At 42.7% G+C, this 17,454-nt stretch carries 16 protein-coding genes; 4 read left to right on the top strand and 12 right to left on the bottom strand.

Features of this window, described 5'->3' with window-relative positions:
- Positions 1–11 precede the first annotated feature (11 nt).
- Positions 12–1,094, bottom strand: coding sequence for a DUF4349 domain-containing protein (locus tag GC096_RS29550; protein ID WP_171635306.1), 1,083 nt, complete (start codon positions 1,092–1,094; stop codon positions 12–14).
- 130 nt (positions 1,095–1,224) lie between these two features.
- On the opposite strand from GC096_RS29550, the gene GC096_RS29545 reads away from it, so the two are divergent.
- A complete protein-coding gene (locus GC096_RS29545) occupies positions 1,225–1,398 on the top strand; it encodes a hypothetical protein (protein ID WP_171635304.1) in 174 nt (57 codons plus the stop codon).
- A gap of 739 nt (positions 1,399–2,137) precedes the next feature.
- Here GC096_RS29545 and GC096_RS29540 read toward each other — a convergent pair.
- From GC096_RS29540 to GC096_RS29495, 10 genes are all read right to left on the bottom strand, one after another.
- Positions 2,138–3,400 (bottom strand): adenosylhomocysteinase, encoded by a 1,263-nt coding sequence (locus GC096_RS29540; protein WP_171635302.1) that lies wholly within the window; start codon positions 3,398–3,400, stop codon positions 2,138–2,140.
- 11 nt (positions 3,401–3,411) lie between these two features.
- Positions 3,412–5,046 (bottom strand): bacillithiol biosynthesis cysteine-adding enzyme BshC, encoded by a 1,635-nt coding sequence (gene bshC, locus GC096_RS29535; RefSeq protein ID WP_171635300.1) that lies wholly within the window; start codon positions 5,044–5,046, stop codon positions 3,412–3,414.
- A gap of 157 nt (positions 5,047–5,203) precedes the next feature.
- Positions 5,204–6,178 carry an ABC transporter ATP-binding protein gene (locus GC096_RS29530; protein ID WP_171635298.1) on the bottom strand — a complete coding sequence of 325 codons (975 nt, stop codon included), beginning with the start codon at positions 6,176–6,178 and terminating at the stop codon, positions 5,204–5,206.
- A complete protein-coding gene (locus GC096_RS29525; RefSeq protein WP_057314638.1) occupies positions 6,171–7,208 on the bottom strand; it encodes an ABC transporter ATP-binding protein in 1,038 nt (345 codons plus the stop codon). The genes GC096_RS29530 and GC096_RS29525 overlap by 8 nt, the downstream gene beginning before the upstream one ends.
- Positions 7,209–7,221: 13 nt before the next feature.
- On the bottom strand, positions 7,222–8,154 hold the full coding sequence (locus GC096_RS29520) for an ABC transporter permease (RefSeq protein ID WP_171635296.1): 933 nt from the start codon (positions 8,152–8,154) through the stop codon (positions 7,222–7,224).
- Positions 8,155–8,157: 3 nt separating this feature from the next.
- Entirely contained in the window at positions 8,158–9,090 is a 933-nt protein-coding gene (locus tag GC096_RS29515) for an ABC transporter permease (protein WP_171635294.1), read from the bottom strand.
- Positions 9,091–9,191: 101 nt separating this feature from the next.
- Positions 9,192–10,874 (bottom strand): peptide ABC transporter substrate-binding protein, encoded by a 1,683-nt coding sequence (locus tag GC096_RS29510; RefSeq protein ID WP_171635293.1) that lies wholly within the window; start codon positions 10,872–10,874, stop codon positions 9,192–9,194.
- Positions 10,875–11,263: 389 nt separating this feature from the next.
- Positions 11,264–11,620 carry a DUF3397 family protein gene (locus GC096_RS29505; protein ID WP_246303085.1) on the bottom strand — a complete coding sequence of 119 codons (357 nt, stop codon included), beginning with the start codon at positions 11,618–11,620 and terminating at the stop codon, positions 11,264–11,266.
- Positions 11,621–11,678: 58 nt separating this feature from the next.
- Complete coding sequence (locus GC096_RS29500) at positions 11,679–12,632, bottom strand: ketopantoate reductase family protein (RefSeq protein WP_171635289.1); 954 nt, start codon at positions 12,630–12,632, stop codon at positions 11,679–11,681.
- Between the two features lie 101 nt (positions 12,633–12,733).
- Positions 12,734–13,387, bottom strand: coding sequence for an RsfA family transcriptional regulator (locus GC096_RS29495; RefSeq protein ID WP_056609674.1), 654 nt, complete (start codon positions 13,385–13,387; stop codon positions 12,734–12,736).
- Between the two features lie 389 nt (positions 13,388–13,776).
- Between GC096_RS29495 and GC096_RS29490 the strand changes: the two genes are divergently transcribed.
- On the top strand, positions 13,777–14,007 hold the full coding sequence (locus tag GC096_RS29490) for a DUF2626 domain-containing protein (protein ID WP_029196536.1): 231 nt from the start codon (positions 13,777–13,779) through the stop codon (positions 14,005–14,007).
- Between the two features lie 32 nt (positions 14,008–14,039).
- Here GC096_RS29490 and GC096_RS29485 read toward each other — a convergent pair whose 3' ends face one another.
- On the bottom strand, positions 14,040–15,170 hold the full coding sequence (locus tag GC096_RS29485) for a class I SAM-dependent methyltransferase (protein WP_171635288.1): 1,131 nt from the start codon (positions 15,168–15,170) through the stop codon (positions 14,040–14,042).
- Positions 15,171–15,259: 89 nt separating this feature from the next.
- Between GC096_RS29485 and GC096_RS29480 the strand changes: the two genes are divergently transcribed.
- Together GC096_RS29480 and GC096_RS29475 are read left to right on the top strand one after the other, a co-directional pair.
- On the top strand, positions 15,260–16,228 hold the full coding sequence (locus tag GC096_RS29480; protein WP_171635286.1) for a hypothetical protein: 969 nt from the start codon (positions 15,260–15,262) through the stop codon (positions 16,226–16,228).
- A gap of 100 nt (positions 16,229–16,328) precedes the next feature.
- Positions 16,329–17,426, top strand: a complete 1,098-nt coding sequence (locus GC096_RS29475) for a hypothetical protein (RefSeq protein ID WP_171635284.1) — start codon at positions 16,329–16,331, stop codon at positions 17,424–17,426.
- Positions 17,427–17,454: the final 28 nt, after the last annotated feature.

Raw genomic sequence — 17,454 nt, 5'->3', positions numbered from 1 at the left:
GTTTTTTAGGTCTATTCTGTGCCTTTTGTTCCTTGTTCCGTATCTTGGGGTGTATTTTCAGATACTTGTTGCTCCTTCAGTTGCAACCGCAATGCCTTCAACTGTATGTTCCTCTTGCGCCTGTATACCCAGATTGGGAGTGCAATGAGAAGTAATATCACCATAACGGGTACCGCGGCAGCCAGGAAAACGAGGACACCTTGCATCACAGCGACCAGAACATTCAGGCTAGAGCCCCATGCTTTTTCCACACGTTCCGATAAAGTTAGTTCATTCGGGTCAGACAGCAACGGTTTTTTACCGGTTTGTTGATACATGCGCAGCTCGATGGTGGAGTACGAAACATTTTGATCCAAGTATCGCATTCTGCCTTTGATTTGCTCAATTGCCTCTTGCACCTTAGCAAGCTCATTAGAAAATGCTAGTAAATCATCCGTTTTCGATGCTTTCTCCATAAAACTTAGTAATCTGGTCTCAACAAGCTGTTTCGCCGTTAGACGAGAGCTTAGATCCACGTATTCTTCCGTCACGTCCTGGCCTTGTACATTCCGTTGGAGCGCGGGGCTTATCTTTTCTAGGCCGTCCAGCATGGATACAAAACCATTCGCTGCGACTTTAATCGTATACGTCCCACCCTTTTCGCCCGTATTCGCACTCTCGGAAAACTGCAAGATGTAAGCGCCACTTAAGGCAACGAGATCCCTTAGCTGGGTTTGCGCTTTAGTATAGTCTTCAACTGGCATCACGAGATTAGCCCGATAAATAATTTTGCGGTTAAAACCAGCTTCTTGATCGTTTCCACTAGCAGGCATCACAACATTTGGCGCAGCTGCCTTACCGTCCACCGTAGGAGCTTTAGTCGTTGCTTCCTTCGCCATTGCCGCGGGAGCCGCGTTGCTTTGATTCACTTGTTTCGCGTCGGCAAACTGATCCGCTGTCGCACCTGACGTTTGCATATTCATGTCACTTTTAGAAACAGTAGTGGATGAATCTTGTTCGCTCTTGGAGGAGGAACTACATCCTGCCAGCACCCCCAATATCAGCATACACATGACGATTAATAGCGCTAAGCTTGCTCTTGTCTTTATGCTCATTTCAACATGCCCCCAATTTCCATTTATAGGTTATACACCCTTCAAACGGAATACTGTACACGAAAGTTGCATGGAAACAACGTTGACGGTAAAAAGTGCTAAAGATTTTTGTGATTGATGGAAAGGTTGTGTGATTGGAGTGACACTTGAGCGGTCACTGGCTGCGGAGTGTTGGGTAATTGCGAGTATTTGTGGAGTTGGGGGTGGCGGTGCTGGTGGGGCTGATGGGGCTGGTGGGCTGGTGAGTCTAGTGGGGCTGGTTCTGGAGCTACAACTGCTAGTGATATTACCGGGATTGGTATGATCTGTCAGATTAGCAGGGTTGGCGGGGCATGAATTGTACCTTCCACAATATTTAACTGGAAAACATACAGCCATTTCAGAAGAAAATCTCCAAATTTTCGGTTTACATGTATTTTATGTAGTTAAATTTCTCTCATTTGCTCATATCGTCGAAAATCTTTGATATTACCTACAGAAAATCCAGTTAATCATGTAAAACAGCCCATTCTAGCTAAATTAACTGTACAATTTCCATCTATTTACTCCTGGCCCCCTATCATCTCACAAAACAAACAACTATCACTTACCCCAACCACATAAAAGGATCAATTGACACTAGTTCGCGGATTGCCGGGCTGGCTCGTCGAGCGATTTGTTAGTCGTCGTAAGTCAGTCCGCGGGTCGGTTCGTGAGTCGGTTTGACGATCGGTCCGTAAGTCGGTTCGTTCGTTGGTTTGTGATTTGGTTTGTGATTTGGTTTGTTATCGGTTTGTGAGTCTGTTTGTGAGTTGGCGGCTCGTCGGTCGGTTCGTTGGTTGGTTGGTGAGTTGTTGCTGAGTTGTACCGAGTTGCTGGGTCAATGAGACAGTAGTTATATTCAATTAAAGTATTTCATGTAGTTAATTTCCCCACCCACCAGACTCCCCTGTAACTACAACTTTCCCTCTCCAACAAATTCAAACAAAAATGCCCTCCAATCCACATCAGTGGATCAAAGGGCATCATCATCACTTCATACTTCATATCACTCATTAAATATTCTAGTGCTCATCCCAGCTGTCTAGGTAAGCTTTTTGCTCATCTGAAAGAACATCTACACTCGTACCTAGCGATTCGAGCTTGAAGCGAGCAACTTGCTCATCCAATACATAAGGAACATTGACAACTGTATTCCCTAAAGTTTGGTAGGAATCGTTCACATATTTCAAGGACATCGCTTGAAGTGCAAATGTCATATCCATGATTTCAGCCGGATGACCATCCCCAGCAGCTAGGTTAACTAAGCGGCCTTCCGCTAAGATATACACTTTGCGACCATCTGTTAGTTGATACTCTTCAATGTTACGACGAACTGTACGCTTGGAGGAAGACAACGCCTCTAGCTCAGGTTTGTTCACTTCAACATCAAAGTGACCCGCGTTCGAAAGAATCGCGCCATCTTTCATCACTTTGTAGTGTTCGCCACGGATAACATCGCGGTTACCTGTAACCGTAACGAAGAAATCACCCAATTTCGCAGCTTCGATCATTGGCATAACGGCAAAACCATCCATATACGCTTCAACGCCTTTAATCGCATCGATTTCAGTCACGATTACGTTAGCGCCTAAGCCTTTAGCGCGCATAGCCACACCTTTACCACACCAGCCGTAGCCAACAACAACGACTGTTTTACCTGCAACCACCAAGTTTGTTGTACGGTTGATGCCATCCCATACGGATTGACCTGTACCGTAACGGTTATCAAACAAGTATTTACAGTATGCATCGTTAACAGCAACCATCGGGAAACCGAGCTTCCCGTCTTTTTCCATCGCTTTCAAGCGAAGAATGCCCGTTGTTGTTTCTTCCGCACCACCGCGCACATTTACTGCCAAATCCTTACGCTCGGAGTGAAGTAGTGAGACTAAGTCGCCACCATCATCAATAATAAGATCTGGTTTGGATTCCAATGATTTAACAAGAAGCTCTTTGTATTCTTCTGGACTCGGGTTGTATTTGGCAAATACAGTGATTCCATCTTCAACAAGTGCCGCACATACATCATCTTGCGTGGAAAGCGGGTTACTACCCGTGATCGTAACTTCAGCTCCACCAGCTTTAACAACCTTCGCTAAGTAAGCTGTTTTAGCTTCCAAATGCAAGGAGATTGTTACTTTCAGCCCTTTGAAAGGCTGTTCTTTCTCAAATTGCTCACGAATTCGATTCAAAACAGGCATGTGCGCCTGAACCCAATCAATTTTCAAATGACCATCCGGCGCTAACGCCATGTCAGTTACAATACTGTTTGTTGCAGTTGTCATCTTCGTTCCTCCTACAAATAATAGATACGATGCATGCCGTCTACAGGTATTGGCGTCTCAAGTAAATGATGCAGCCAAACATTCCCATAACGATTCAGATAAGCACACCCATTATACACTCTTTCTTGGGGCTTGGCTAACGGAAAAATAGTTAGTCGAACACGGTCCAACTGCCGGATCGCTGCATCAAATTGTGTATGTGACGCTTCACTCGCCTTATGATGCAAATAATCGATTTGTTCCACGATTTTAGCCAGATTTGTATCACCGAGTTTTTTGACACCAGGATTAATACCACTGAGAGACTCCACAAGCGGAGCGTAGGCACTAAGGAAGGACTCCTTAACCGCTTCAAACCGTTCGTTAAGCTGAAGTGTGTCTTGTGCATCCAACCAAGCTTGTTTCTTCTCATCAAAGCGTTCCAGAACGTCTGTCAAAGTAAGCTCGTATTTATCCATCTGTTTCTTTATCGTGCCCTCAATCAAAGTAAACTCCAAGCGTGGTACCACAATCGGCATACGCATATGAAAATGTTCGAACGCTTGCTTCGTCAGCGCCCAGTAAGCAATTTCCCCAGGGCCTAGCACTGTCGCCAGAACCGGAAATAAATATTCCTGCATAAGCGGCCGAGACATGACATTATTACTCAACTGTTCCGGTGTTGACATCGCTTTATCACGAAGTTCAGACTTCGTGTAACTAACCGTATTTTTCTTATCCGTAAAGTGCTCTCCCTCACGATGAAGCAGCAACCTCGCTCCTTCGGCGAAAACGAAGAGGTTCGCAGCATCCTCATGTACTTCTGCCTGAATCCCATAACCCGCTTGACTGACTTCAGCCTGACTGCGCAGTAAGGAGGCGGTAAATGACTCATTCTGCTCTACCATTTGCTCGAACATAGATGACTCTAAGGCACGAACCGAAGGCTCATCCGCATCGATCAATACAAGCCCATACTCGCCAAACAACATCGCCATCCAACGAGCAAAAGCATCTGAAAGCGTCGCTCCATCGTCTGCAGCTGAACGCATTTTATCTAACAAAGACGCTTTGAATTCTGTATCCATTAACGATTGATCCAACTTATTCAATGCTTCTTCCCACGCTTCAGAGGAAAGTGGCAGGCGACTGACAGACGTTCTTACACCAGTTGGATGCTCCACCTTCAACTTCTCAATCTGCTGCGTATTGGAAAGAACATGGACATGATTGACTTCATCGAAATCGTGATCCTCACCTGCGATCCAGAAAACCGGAACGACTGCGCGTTGCAACTTTGTACGCCATTCCCGCGTCAATTGAATAATGGTGATGGCTTTATATAGGATCATCAACTGTCCGCCAAACAACCCCGCTTGTTGACCGCCAACAACCGCTAGCGTTTGCTGATCACCTAATGCAGCGATATGCGCCAGAGCGGCTTCCGTATTCCCTACACGTCGATTATAGGCTCTCAGCACCTCTACAAGCCGCTCACGCCCGACATGCGGGGCATCCTTAGCTCCGTCCAACCAATTGACACGAGCTTGCCAATCTTCCCCGTTTCCAAAATGATAAGGGAACAACGACTTTGCTTTGCCTTTACCCGATATATAATCTTCCGCCAATGTCTGATTTTTCTTCCATTGAAAAGTTTCCATTTGCATATGCGACTAGTGTCTCCTCTTCATAACAAATAAAACAACTATCCTTTAATTGTACACGGTAGCCCTGAAATCGTCAAAACTGTATTTTTTCTAATTACAATTATATCTTGTTTAGGATAACAAGGAAAAGCCGCCCCTCTCGGGACGGCTAATCTCATTAGTATAAATGACAAGCAACGAAGTGATTCGGTTCCACTTCTTTGCTAGGCGGCATGGAATCTGCACACTTCGCCATCGCTTGCGGACAACGTGTTCGGAACGGACAACCACTTGGCGGGTTAAGCGGACTCGGTACGTCGCCTTGAAGAATGATACGCTCACGAGTACGTTCAATTTCCGGATCTGGGATCGGAATCGCAGAAAGCAAGGATTGTGTATATGGGTGTAACGGCTTCGCGTATAGCGCGTCGGACGTAGTCACCTCAACAAGACTTCCCAAGTACATAACCCCGATACGGTCAGAGATGTGCTTAACCATCGCCAAATCATGCGCGATAAATAAGTAAGTTAAGCCCATTTCTTTTTGTAATCTTTTGAAAAGGTTAACGACTTGCGCTTGTACGGAAACATCCAATGCAGAAATCGGCTCATCCGCGATAATGAATTTCGGTTCAATCGCTAGCGCACGGGCAATCCCAATACGTTGACGTTGACCACCGGAGAATTCATGCGGGAATCGGCTAGCATGCTCATCATTCAAACCAACTGCACGAAGCAATTCCATAACTCGTTCTTTACGCTTTGCACCTTTGTATAAGCCATGGATATCAATACCTTCAGCAATGATATTCCCGACAGTCATACGTGGGTTTAAGGATGCGTAAGGATCTTGGAATACCATTTGCATATTCCGGTTGAATTCCTTCAACTTTTTCCCAGTCAGCTTATGAACATCTTCACCATCGAAAATGACTTCGCCTTCCGTTGCGTCATAAAGTTTAATGATAGTTCTTCCTGCTGTGGATTTCCCACAACCCGATTCACCAACAAGACCAAACGTTTCACCACGTTTAATTTCTATAGAAAAGTTGTCCACGGCTTTCAAGATCTTACCGTTTCCAAGATTAAAATGTTTCTTCATATTGCGAATTTGTAAGATCGGTTGTTCCGACTTAGCCAATGTTTTAGACATGCCTATTACCTCCCACTCCTACAGGACGTTCAACCTTCGGCGCATCCGGGTGAAGTAACCAACAAGCGGCTGAATGTGTTTCAGACAGCACGGAATGTGCTGGATCTTCTTCCAGACAGTGATTCATCGCATAAGGACATCTAGCTGCGAAGGCACACCCTTTCGGCGGAGCGAACAAATCTGGCGGTGTACCTGGAATCGGCACAAGCTCCTCATTCGTGTTCGTATCCAACCGCGGCACTGAACGAAGCAATCCCCATGTATATGGATGCTGTGGCTCATAGAATATTTCATCCACGGTGCCCTGCTCAATAATTTTACCTGCGTACATAACCACAACACGCCCTGCCATGTCAGCAACGACACCAAGATCATGTGTAATCAAGATAATGGATGAGTCCGTTTCCACAGAGATCTTCTTCATCAAATCAATAATTTGAGCCTGAATGGTAACGTCTAACGCTGTTGTCGGCTCATCTGCAATAAGAAGCTTAGGCGAACAAGCAAGAGCGATCGCGATCATGACACGTTGACGCATACCACCAGAAAGTTCGTGTGGATATTGATGAATACGACCCTCAGGCGAGTTGATCCCAACAAGCTTTAGAATTTCGATGGCTCTTTCTCTTGCAGCACTTTTACTTAAACCCTCGTGTTTGATCAAACCTTCCGTGATCTGATCACCAATTTTCATCGTTGGATTCAACGAAGTCATTGGATCTTGGAAAATCATACCCATTTCCGAGCCACGAATTTTCTCCATTTGTCTGTTGGAAAGCTTGGTAATATCCACTTTCCCATCAAACATGATAGAGCCGCTTTTTATATAACTAGGCGGAGTAGGAATTAAACGCATGAGCGTTTGTGCCGTTACGGATTTACCGCAGCCGGATTCACCTACAATCGCCAACACTTCACCTTTTTTCAAAGAAAAAGATACGCCGCGAACAGCCTGAACTTCACCCGCATAAGTCTGGAATGAAACTCTCAAATCTTTCACTTCTAGTAAATTGTCTTTGGTGCTCATCATTATTCACCCCTTCTTACTTGCGCATTTTTGGATCTAGCGCATCACGAAGCCCATCGCCGAGTAGATTGAAGCTCAACAAGATTAAGCTGAACACAATTGTCGGGAAAATAAGGCGATGCGGATATAACCGAATATAGTTAGCACCGTCTGACAGCAAGTTACCTAGCGATGCCAGTGGTGGCTTTACACCAAGACCAATAAAGCTCAAGAAAGCTTCCGTAAAGATCGCAGATGGCACAACGAATGTGATCTGTACAATGATTATACCAAGCGCATTGGGGATCAAACTACGCATAATTATTCTCATGGGAGAAGCTCCCAGTGTACGCGAAGCTAATACGAACTCTTGTTCCTTAAGTGTAAGCATCTGCCCACGAACAAGCCGTGCCATAGGCACCCACCCTGTAATACTATAGGCGATAATGATGGAAGAAACCCCTGAGCCAATAACCATGATTAAAAGAATAGCAATCAACAAGAAAGGAATCGCGTAGACAATCTCAATGGAACGTTGCATCACTTCATCAACTTTCCCACCGTAATACGCGGAAATCCCCCCGTAAATAACACCAACTACTAAGTCAATTAATGCCGCTGTAATACCGATAAACAGGGAGATTCGAGTCCCCCACCATACGCGCGTCCAAACATCTCGACCGAAGTCATCTGTTCCAAAGAAATGTGAACTGCTTGGCACTGCATTTTTAAGCTTTAAGTTTTGCGTCTGATAATCGTAGCTTGAAACAAATGGAACGATAATCGAAAGTACGATTAAAGCTACCAATATAATTAAGCCAGCCATAGCCAGTCTATTTTTCTTAAGTCGTCTCCATGCGTCCTGCCAATAATTAAGTGAAGGTCTTACAATTACTTCACCAGTTAGAGATTTATTTGAAACGGGAGCAAACTTGTAGTTAGTATCTGTTGATTCATTTGGAGTTTGCATGAATTATTTCCCGCCTTTCCCAAGACGAATTCTAGGGTCTACTAAGCCATACACAACGTCAGTAATAAAGATAACGACAATCAAAATCGCTGAGTAAAAGATAGTTAATCCAGAAATCATCGTATAATCATTCGAATATACAGACGATACAAAATGTTTACCCAAACCTGGTACACTAAAAATTTGTTCAACAACTAACGTACCTGTGATGACGTTTACAAATATTGGACCGATGATCGTGATAACCGGCAATATCGCATTACGAATTGTATGCTTAAATACTACTGTCATAGTTGACAAACCTTTTGACTTCGCTGTTTTAATATAATCTTGATTCAAAACATCCAACATGGACGTACGCATTAACCGTGCCAAAATCGCAATTGTACCGAAGGATAAAGCAATTGCTGGTAATATCTTGTATTCTGGACCTTTCCATAAACCAGCAGGTAAAATCCCCCACTTTACTCCTACATAATAAGAAAGCATTGGCCCAAGTACGAAGGACGGAATGGAAACACCTAAGATCGCAATGAACATAGCTGTATAATCGCCAACTTTATTATGTTTCAAGGCTGCAATAATCCCTAAAGTTAAACCAACAACAATTGCGATAACAATTGAAATCAATCCAAGTTCTAAGGATGAAGGGAAAGCTTGTTTGATAATATCAGTAACTTTGTGAGCAGGGAATTGAAAGGAAGCTCCTAGATCGCCATGGATGATATTGTTCATGAATGTCAAGTATTGTTCCCACAATGGCTTATCTAGCCCGTATTGCTTCATCAACATATCTCTCGTAGCTTTCGGAATCTTCTCAGCGCCTTCTCCTAGTGGATTACCTGGCAAGTTTTTCATCAGTACGAAAGTAAATGTTGAGATTAGCCATAACGTAATAAGCGCATATAGGAAACGGCGAAGAATGAACTTAATCATATTGCTCCTCCTTTATTAAAATATAAGACAAGAAAGTTAGAAGAGGCCGCTCCCACGAGGTGCGAACGGCCCCTTCTGCTTTAAACTACTTTAAAGATTACTTACTTAACTGTAGCCCATTTCAATTCCCACTCTTGACCAAACGATGGTAGAATCAAACCGGAAATGGATGCTTTTTTCAGGTACGCACGAGTACGGAAGTACAATGGAGCTACACCTTGATCATCCATAAGGATTTTCTCAGCATCAACCAAAGCTTTAGCACGTTTCGTCGTATCTGTTTCTGTTTGAGCGGACTTCACAAGTTTATCGTACTCTGGGTTGCTGTAGTCACCTTCATCAAACTCACTGCCAGTTACCCACATATCCAAGAATGTCATTGGATCGTTGTAATCTGCGCCCCATAGGGAAAGAACGATATCGAAATCTTTTTTGGAGGAAAGCTCGATACGCAATGCATGAGGAACTGGGTTCGCTTCAGCAACGTAACCAAGGTTTTGTTTCCATTGTGCAAGGATAAACTCAAGTGATTTTTTCGCAGTTTCTGTATCATCCGCGTTCACTTTCATTTTTGGAAGTGCTGTTAGACCAAGCTCTTTCAAACCTTCAGCAAGCAAAGTTTTCGCTTTAGCAGCATCGAAATTCGGTTGTGTGTCACCAGCTGTTTTACGGAATTCACCGCCAGCACCGTCAGAAGTACCACCTGGCACTAGACCAGTGGAAGCAACGGAACCGTTAGCTAGAACTGTATCTACATAAGCTTGACGATCGATTGCCATACCAAGTGCTTGACGAATTTTTTTGTTCGCAAGAGCTGGTTGTTTCTTCACTTGGTACATCAAGTAGGAGTTCGTCAACTCTGGTTTAGGCAGGTTGTCCGGTTTACCTTTGTACAAAGTAAGTTGATCACGATTGATTTCAGTCAAATCAGCCGCATCTGTTTCATATAGGTTAAGGCCTGTATTTGTGTCTTTAACAATATTGACTGTTGCTTTTGTTAACTTCACATTTGCAGCATCCCAATATTTTTCATTTTTAACAAGCTCAAGTGTTTGGCCATGATCCCATTTGCTCAAAATGAATGGACCTGCACCGATTACTTTGTCAGCTTCAGCGCCATATTTGTCGCCAGCTTTTGTTACGAAATCTTCACGTTGTGGCAAGAAAGTTCCGAATGCAAGCATTTGTGTAAAGAATGCAACCGGCTTCTCTAGTTTAATTTCAATTTGCTTGTCGCTGATTGCTTTAACACCAAGTGCATCTTGTGCTTTTTTAACTTCTTCAGGAGTTTTCGCTTTAGTAACAGCTTCTCCACCTTTAATCCATGCTACTACGAAACTATATTGCCCTTTTGTAGCCGGATCTAATGTACGTTTGAAGGAATAAATGAAATCTTGTGCTTTTACTGGTTGTCCGTCAGACCAGTTCGCATTGTCGCGAATGTCAATTGTGTACGTTAGACCATCAGGAGAGATTTTAGGCATATCTTTTGCAAGACCAGCTACTGCTTTGCCATCTTTATCTGTACGATATAGACCTTCATTAAATGCGCTAATAAAAGTAAAAGCAGCATTTGCAGTTGCTTTGGAGCTGTCCATAATAGGAGGCTCAGCAGAGAAATTGATCTTAATTTCTTGAGGCTTGTTGGAAGCTGGAGCCGAAGTACCTTTAGTACCATCTGTTGGTGATACTGCTGGTGTTTCCTCACTTTTGCCACAACCTACTGCTACGCTACCCATAAGCGTTAATGCTACTGCTGTAGTAACCCACTTTGTCGCTTTCATATAAACTCCTCCTTTAAAATATGTATGTCTAGACATCTATGGCTAGGTGCTTTGTTAGTTTTAATAACATAAACCTTACACCCTTAACCCGAAGATCAATGTAACCGCTTCTTTCATGTTATATAACATCACCTATATCTCTGGTAAAAAAATTTACTAGAGTCTACGCAAGGAATTATAACATAAACGATGAGTTTGTCCACAATTAATTTACCTTTGACTAAATAACTGGTAAAAAAATTTACTCTCACGGTTTTTAATTATACAACCAACGGTCAATAAAATCTAGACGATTTTGTTTGTTATTTTCTACAAATCTCAAATAAATATTACAAAGATCCGCTTAATTAATGCCCATAATATCCAAAATCAGGTAATCAGAAAGAAATTTATGTTGAAAAAAGGTAGTTTTTACCTATATGGACGAAAAATAACAGAATATACAAGGCCGATAAGCCTACAAAGCTAAGACGCCATACCAACCTGCCTACTTTGATTAAATTAGTTTCCCCTTTCAAATGGTTTTGATAACCCCCAATAATACCAAAAGCAATTAATAAGATTAGGGCAATTAACCAGAAACCAAATTGGGTATGAAAAAGTTTGTTCCACATCAAGGATACGGATCCTAGTAGAAACAAAGTTGTTATATCCATAGTAAACCTCGTAGTCATCTTCTTATCCTTCAGAAACAGAAAGATGAGGAACCACACTAAAACAAACGTGATAAATGGCGCTACAGCCAACAAGGCATATAAGGTAGATAATAGACTAACGAAACTATTCAACAAAAAGTTTCACCTCTTAATTTTCTATCGCTTTAATCATTCTGTACACCAAGCTATTTGCAGGCAGCTCAATGCCCTTTTCATTGCCCATATTCACTATACTGCCATTTAAATAGTCAATTTCCGTATGGCGCGAAGCCTCAATATCTTGCAACATAGAAGAATGATTCGTTTTTGTCGCTTCGCAAACTGCCTGAACGGTATCCCATAATTCAACCGGAAGTTCAATTCCTTTGGCAGCAGCCAAAAGAAGCACTTCTTGGTAAAGATCTTTCATAAGTGAAAGGGTCCATGCTGAACGTAGCAATTCACCATTTTGAACACGTAGAATGGCTGTGAGTGGGTTGATGACCGCATTGATGACTAATTTGCTCCAGATTCTTACTTCCATATTTTTCGACAATTCCGCACGAAATCCTGCTAATTCCAACAGCTGCACAATGAAATTATGATGATGATTTGTGGCAGCAAGATTGTACGCTTTTAACTCCCCCAAATAGGTGATTCCATGCCCTGTATGTTTAACGGAAGTAGGCCCAATTCGCTTAGCCCCTTCTGTTGTAATGGCAAAAAAAAGCTTATCCCACCCAATGGCTTGACTTAATTTCACTTCATGACCAACGCCATTCTGAAAGCATATCAAGTAAGTGTGACGCGTCATTTGGCTTTGAATATAGGTGATGAGTTCTGGTGATATTGCCGTCTGTTTCACCATAAGGAAGATATAATCGATTTCCCGCGCTAGCGGTACCACACTTCCACTAATCTCTTCGGAATAACTCTGACATACAATCGACTTCGCAAGCTTCGCCTCTTGTGACTCTGTCCCAACGAGTTGGATGCCGTGCTCCGTCAATTCTCTAGCTTGTCCAACAGATCTTGTTACTATTGTTAATTGCGAACAAACCGGGGCAAGCTTAGCAGCAAAAAGAAGGCCAAGAGAACCAGCACCAATGATCATGATATGCATACAATAACCACCTTTATCCATGTATCCCCATTATACAGCAAAAAAGCCACAGACCAAGGCTCCCCTTGATTTGCAGCTTTTCATTCCAAGAAAATCAATGATTATTCGACTCTTTCCAAATTACCATTTGCATCCATTTTGAAGCGTGGCTTCTCTTCTTCCTCTTCCTCAACAAGAAAGGCCATTTTTCTGGCACGGTCCATGATTTGAATAAGCGCTTTATAATCATCATTCACAACGCGATAATCGGTTTCAACTTCATTCACTTGTTTATTCAGCTTATTATTTTCTCTGCCAAGTCTATCGAGTTCGTCCTCTTTGTCCTGCAGTTCTTTTTCCAACGTTTTAATATGACGATTCATATCCTGATAGGTACTGCGCCATTGCCGTAAGAAACGAATGACTGCATCAATAGATAGTGTTTCTTCAGTAAACACTTCATTCTTGCCAGTAGACACATCTGGACTATCAAGTAAACCAATGGAAGAAGAACCGGAAATCGAAACAGGGGCATGCTTTTTCAGCTGTGTCCGTTTCTGGCGCTGAGCTTTCGCGATCTGAATGGCTGCTTCATATTTCTTCCGTACAAAGCTGTTCCAGCGAAACCCGCACGCGGCCGCGGTCCGTCCTATGCGCTCCCCAACTTCTTCAAACGCAGATAATTGTGTACTTCCTTCTCGGATATGACGCAATGTCAACTCCGCTAAAATTAAGTCGTCTTCATCGCTCCAAGCATCTTGTCTAATTGCCGACATAAGGCCAAACCTCCTAACAAATTATAGGGATCTTTGGTCGGAGAGCAAAGTCTCTCCTTTTCGGGAGCTTCGATTCCTGATCAAATTCTCTCCTACCTGCGGATACATCATAAAGAAGAATCAATTAGTCAGACAGGTATCAATTGATTCGTTGCCATTATTACTATTTCTATGCCCGTACTAGAGTTCATAGAATCTATTTGATACTAAATGGTATTGCCAAATTTTTTGACACTCATACATGGGATTCGTATAAAAAGACATACTACGTCTATATGATGAAATGTTTTCAATTTCGTCACCGTTTGACGGTTTACACCACTTGGATCAAACGGTATAATGTGTTGTAGTTATTGTGCAACGTGGTACGAGAGGGGGATGTAACGAGAATGGATCGCATGTTTCGGGTTCTAGGTTTTTGGACACTTGTTATCGCACTAATGAGCTTAGCTGGCGATATGATACCTATGTCTCTGATTTTCTTTTTTCAAACTGCCGTATTCGTCATTCTAGGCTATATGCGCTTGTCAGAACGTACTTACATATTGCTGTTCTGGGGATACATGATTATCTCCTTCAGCGGATTTACGTATTGGTCATTTTTCAAAATGTCCGTCTAACGCAGATAACGAGCAAAAAGGTGGATCGGCAATTATGCCGATTCACCTTTTTTAATTGAAACAAACACTTTAAACAATTCACTCATTCCATCGCTTAACAGTAATTGTCGGATTGAACGATTTCTTTTGGACACCTCACTAAATGGATTCGGATCGAAATGATTTTGCAGTTTTTCCAAAATGCCCTGCTCAACTAAGAACTGACGCTGCGTCTGATACACAGAGGGTTCAAACCCTGCGGAAACCGCGGCCTTTTGACATAAGCTGAAATTAACATGTGCCGTAATATCCTGTTCACCTGGGTCGATAAAGGGATTATCGTGCGCTTCGTGCTTCCGATAGCACATTAATGTCCCCTGATGCCGATGAGAGGCGTACAGTTCCTCCTCCCGATCTCCATAATCAATTGCTATTACGCACCCGCTTCGCATCCGTCCCGAAAGTCGGACATACCAATCTATTGCCTCTAGATTCAATTCACTGATCTGTCCTTCTTGCCATTGAACTTCTAAGGCATTTAGATAGTCTAATATGCGTCCAGGTCCAAGAGGCAACCAGATTTCTTGTAAAAGAGGCTCTTCCTCTTGCCATATCACAAACGATTCGTGAAAGGCCCCATCTTTGTACTGCAGGCGGTGAATCGGGAAGGCATCCAGCAATTCATTTGCCAATACATATACATGATCGCTCGGAGGCTCACTTAACCAAACTGTTTCATCCACGAAACGAATCCGATCCACATGTTCAACAAGCACTTCTTGTTGCAACTGGCGGTGATAGGCACTCGATTCAATAAGCGTATACGTTAACCGCTCATATATATCGGGTGCAGCCTGATTCATTTCATCAAGCAATTGGCGTGCCATTCGCCCATTACCTCCACCCCATTCAACAATTTCCAAATAAGGCGGCAGATTGGATTGCGTTCGTAGATGGTTATATATGAAAGAAGCAACCATTTCCCCCATTACGGTTCCTATCGAAGAGCTGGTATAGAAATCTCCTTGTTTACCTATCTTTATTTGATCCTTTCGGTAATAACCGACTGTTTCCTGGTATAAGCATATTTCCATATAGTCTCGAAAGGATATTCTTCGATCTAGTGTCGAACTAATACGCTCCTTCAGTACCTCGACAATGCTAGCAGGCCCTAGTTGATGCACGATTGTAAACCCCCAGTTCTTTACTTACAGACAAATGAATAAGAAACCCTTATAATGATAAAGGATTATGGAAGGAGAGACAGCCCAGCATGACAAAAAAATGGATTACCCTAACAGCGATAACGGCAATTGGCCTCGTCTCGTTGACCGCTTGCACAGACAATTCGCAAGTTAAAGAAGCATTTCAACAATCCGTAAACAAACAATCGGAATTGAAATCTTATACGTTCGATGGAAGCACAACTCTCGCAATCAGTGATGGTTTAATGAAATCAGCAAACCCTCTTACCAATGGGTTGTTATCTTTGATCAGAGAAAGCACGATTACGTGGAAGGGCATTAGCCAAGTGGACCCCCTCCAATATCAATCAGACTTACGTATAACGCCCAAGGGATCTACGTCCCCCATCGATATACCAATTCTCATTAAAGATAGCAAATTGTATTTTAATATGCCAGCCTTAAATAAGACAGCCGATGAGTTCTATGCCATAGATTTACAAAAAATGAGCAGCACAACGACTAGTCCATTAACGGCTGATACGTTGAAAAATACACCTCAAGTTTCCACTGCACTTACGAAATTGATTTTCGAAGGATTGGATGCGAAGTGGTTTAAGCAAGCCAAAGATCCCATTAAACTATCTGACGGATCCTCAGCTAAATCGATTCAAGTTGATCTGACTACCAAAAATGTAAAAGAAATCAATACGCAATTCCAAGCCAAATTGCCAGAGTTCATCAGTACCTTACAAACAAATAGTTTACTAACAGCCGATAAAGCCGAAGCACTCAAGAAAAATGGGATGGCTACACTAGCACTTAAAGCACCAAGCAGCATGAAGATCGCAATAGATGATCAAGGCTTTATTCGAGATCAGACGCTCGATATCACATTCTCAGTAACGCTAGATGGTAAAGTCCTCGACAATCACATTACACTCCATCAGACCACGGATGCGATTAATCAAAGTGCACCTCTGACAAAGGAAATCCCTGCTAAAGTGAAGAGTTTCGATGATATTCTCAAACTATTAACACCGGCTGCCAAAAAATAGGTATGGAGTTAAATACTTACCTTTCCCCGAAGGTAAGTATTTTTTTGTGCTTCATTTAATAGAAATATGATAATCTATTCATAGGGGGAGAATACCATCAATGAATTCTAAAAAACTCACAGCCTTGCTGTTATCCATTGTTTTGCTCATACAAATTTCATTGCCTTCTGGAGGCGCTTTGGCCGAAGAAACGAATTCATCTCAAGATGAAGCCAAGGAACTGCTCCAGAAAGGGCTCACTATTTTCGAAATCGATAAAGAGGTCGCTCGTCTGAACGAGCAGGATGCCAAAATTGGTGAGCAAATCAAGCAGAATGAACAAGATATCGTAAAGCAAAATGGCAATGTGGATGTAACTCGCAAGCATGCAGGCAAAGTGCTTCGAGCGTACTATACAGGAGATCGAGACTCGATCTGGATGCTACTTTTCGCGGCAAATTCCTTCACTGACGTCTTGCGCATGTTCGAATACTTACAGATGATCATCACGAATGACCATCGTTCACTCGCGCAGTTCACGGATTCCTTTCAGAAACTCACGAAGTTGCAAACGGAACTAGCGAATTCTCGCACTGAGCTGCAGAATACCAAAACAAAATTCCTTGAACAGCGCGAGCGACTCGTCAAGCTTCAAGAAGAACTGGACAAACAGCTGGCTGTCAGTGTACAAGCTCAAGCTATTGCGACTCAAATCAAGAGCTTAAATGATCAATGGAAGCAAGAAGGCTTGCCTTTGGCGAGAGATTATCTGGACAATTTATCTTCGGCCTTCCGCGAGCTGCCACAATTCCTTATGTCGGACAGCAAGTATATTAGCATTACTTCCACGACGCCCGTTGTCAATTTGACAGACACAGATTTCAATACGTATCTTCATTCCAAGAGCGATCTTCTGAAAACGTTGAACTTTGAATTCAAAGAAGGCGCTATGGTCGCGACTGGCAAAAAAGGTGACTTGCAGATAGCCATACAAGGGAACTTCGTCCTTCTTACGAATGCAGAGAACTTGAATGAAGTCAGCTTCGTTGTTAATAATCTTGAATTTAACAGCTTTAAGCTGCCAGATACGACCATCGCAGACTTTACGAAGGAATTTTCTTTAGGTTTTGTACCAAAAAAAGTAGTGAGCTACCTCGATGTGATCAGTGTTGAAACCAAAAAAGGCGTGGCAGTTGTGAAACTCAAATTATCTCTGTAAACTAGTAGGGATAATGCATGGAAAAGTG

The organism is Paenibacillus plantarum (assembly GCF_013141695.1).
In the GTDB taxonomy this organism is placed as follows: domain Bacteria; phylum Bacillota; class Bacilli; order Paenibacillales; family NBRC-103111; genus Paenibacillus_E; species Paenibacillus_E plantarum.
This window is presented reverse-complemented; position numbering and strand designations above follow the sequence as displayed.

What these genes read in the sequence shown, in the direction of transcription:
- GC096_RS29540 (WP_171635302.1), bottom strand. Translation starts at nt 3,400, where the DNA reads ATGACAACTGCAACAAACAGTATTGTAACTGACATGGCGTTAGCGCCG.
- GC096_RS29500 (WP_171635289.1), bottom strand. Translation starts at nt 12,632, where the DNA reads ATGCATATCATGATCATTGGTGCTGGTTCTCTTGGCCTTCTTTTTGCT.
- GC096_RS29530 (WP_171635298.1), bottom strand. Translation starts at nt 6,178, where the DNA reads ATGTCTAAAACATTGGCTAAGTCGGAACAACCGATCTTACAAATTCGC.
- GC096_RS29525 (WP_057314638.1), bottom strand. Translation starts at nt 7,208, where the DNA reads ATGATGAGCACCAAAGACAATTTACTAGAAGTGAAAGATTTGAGAGTT.
- GC096_RS29490 (WP_029196536.1), top strand. Translation starts at nt 13,777, where the DNA reads ATGGATCGCATGTTTCGGGTTCTAGGTTTTTGGACACTTGTTATCGCA.
- GC096_RS29480 (WP_171635286.1), top strand. Translation starts at nt 15,260, where the DNA reads ATGACAAAAAAATGGATTACCCTAACAGCGATAACGGCAATTGGCCTC.
- GC096_RS29520 (WP_171635296.1), bottom strand. Translation starts at nt 8,154, where the DNA reads ATGCAAACTCCAAATGAATCAACAGATACTAACTACAAGTTTGCTCCC.
- GC096_RS29550 (WP_171635306.1), bottom strand. Translation starts at nt 1,094, where the DNA reads ATGAGCATAAAGACAAGAGCAAGCTTAGCGCTATTAATCGTCATGTGT.
- GC096_RS29495 (WP_056609674.1), bottom strand. Translation starts at nt 13,387, where the DNA reads ATGTCGGCAATTAGACAAGATGCTTGGAGCGATGAAGACGACTTAATT.
- GC096_RS29515 (WP_171635294.1), bottom strand. Translation starts at nt 9,090, where the DNA reads ATGATTAAGTTCATTCTTCGCCGTTTCCTATATGCGCTTATTACGTTA.
- bshC (WP_171635300.1), bottom strand. Translation starts at nt 5,046, where the DNA reads ATGCAAATGGAAACTTTTCAATGGAAGAAAAATCAGACATTGGCGGAA.
- GC096_RS29475 (WP_171635284.1), top strand. Translation starts at nt 16,329, where the DNA reads ATGAATTCTAAAAAACTCACAGCCTTGCTGTTATCCATTGTTTTGCTC.
- GC096_RS29510 (WP_171635293.1), bottom strand. Translation starts at nt 10,874, where the DNA reads ATGAAAGCGACAAAGTGGGTTACTACAGCAGTAGCATTAACGCTTATG.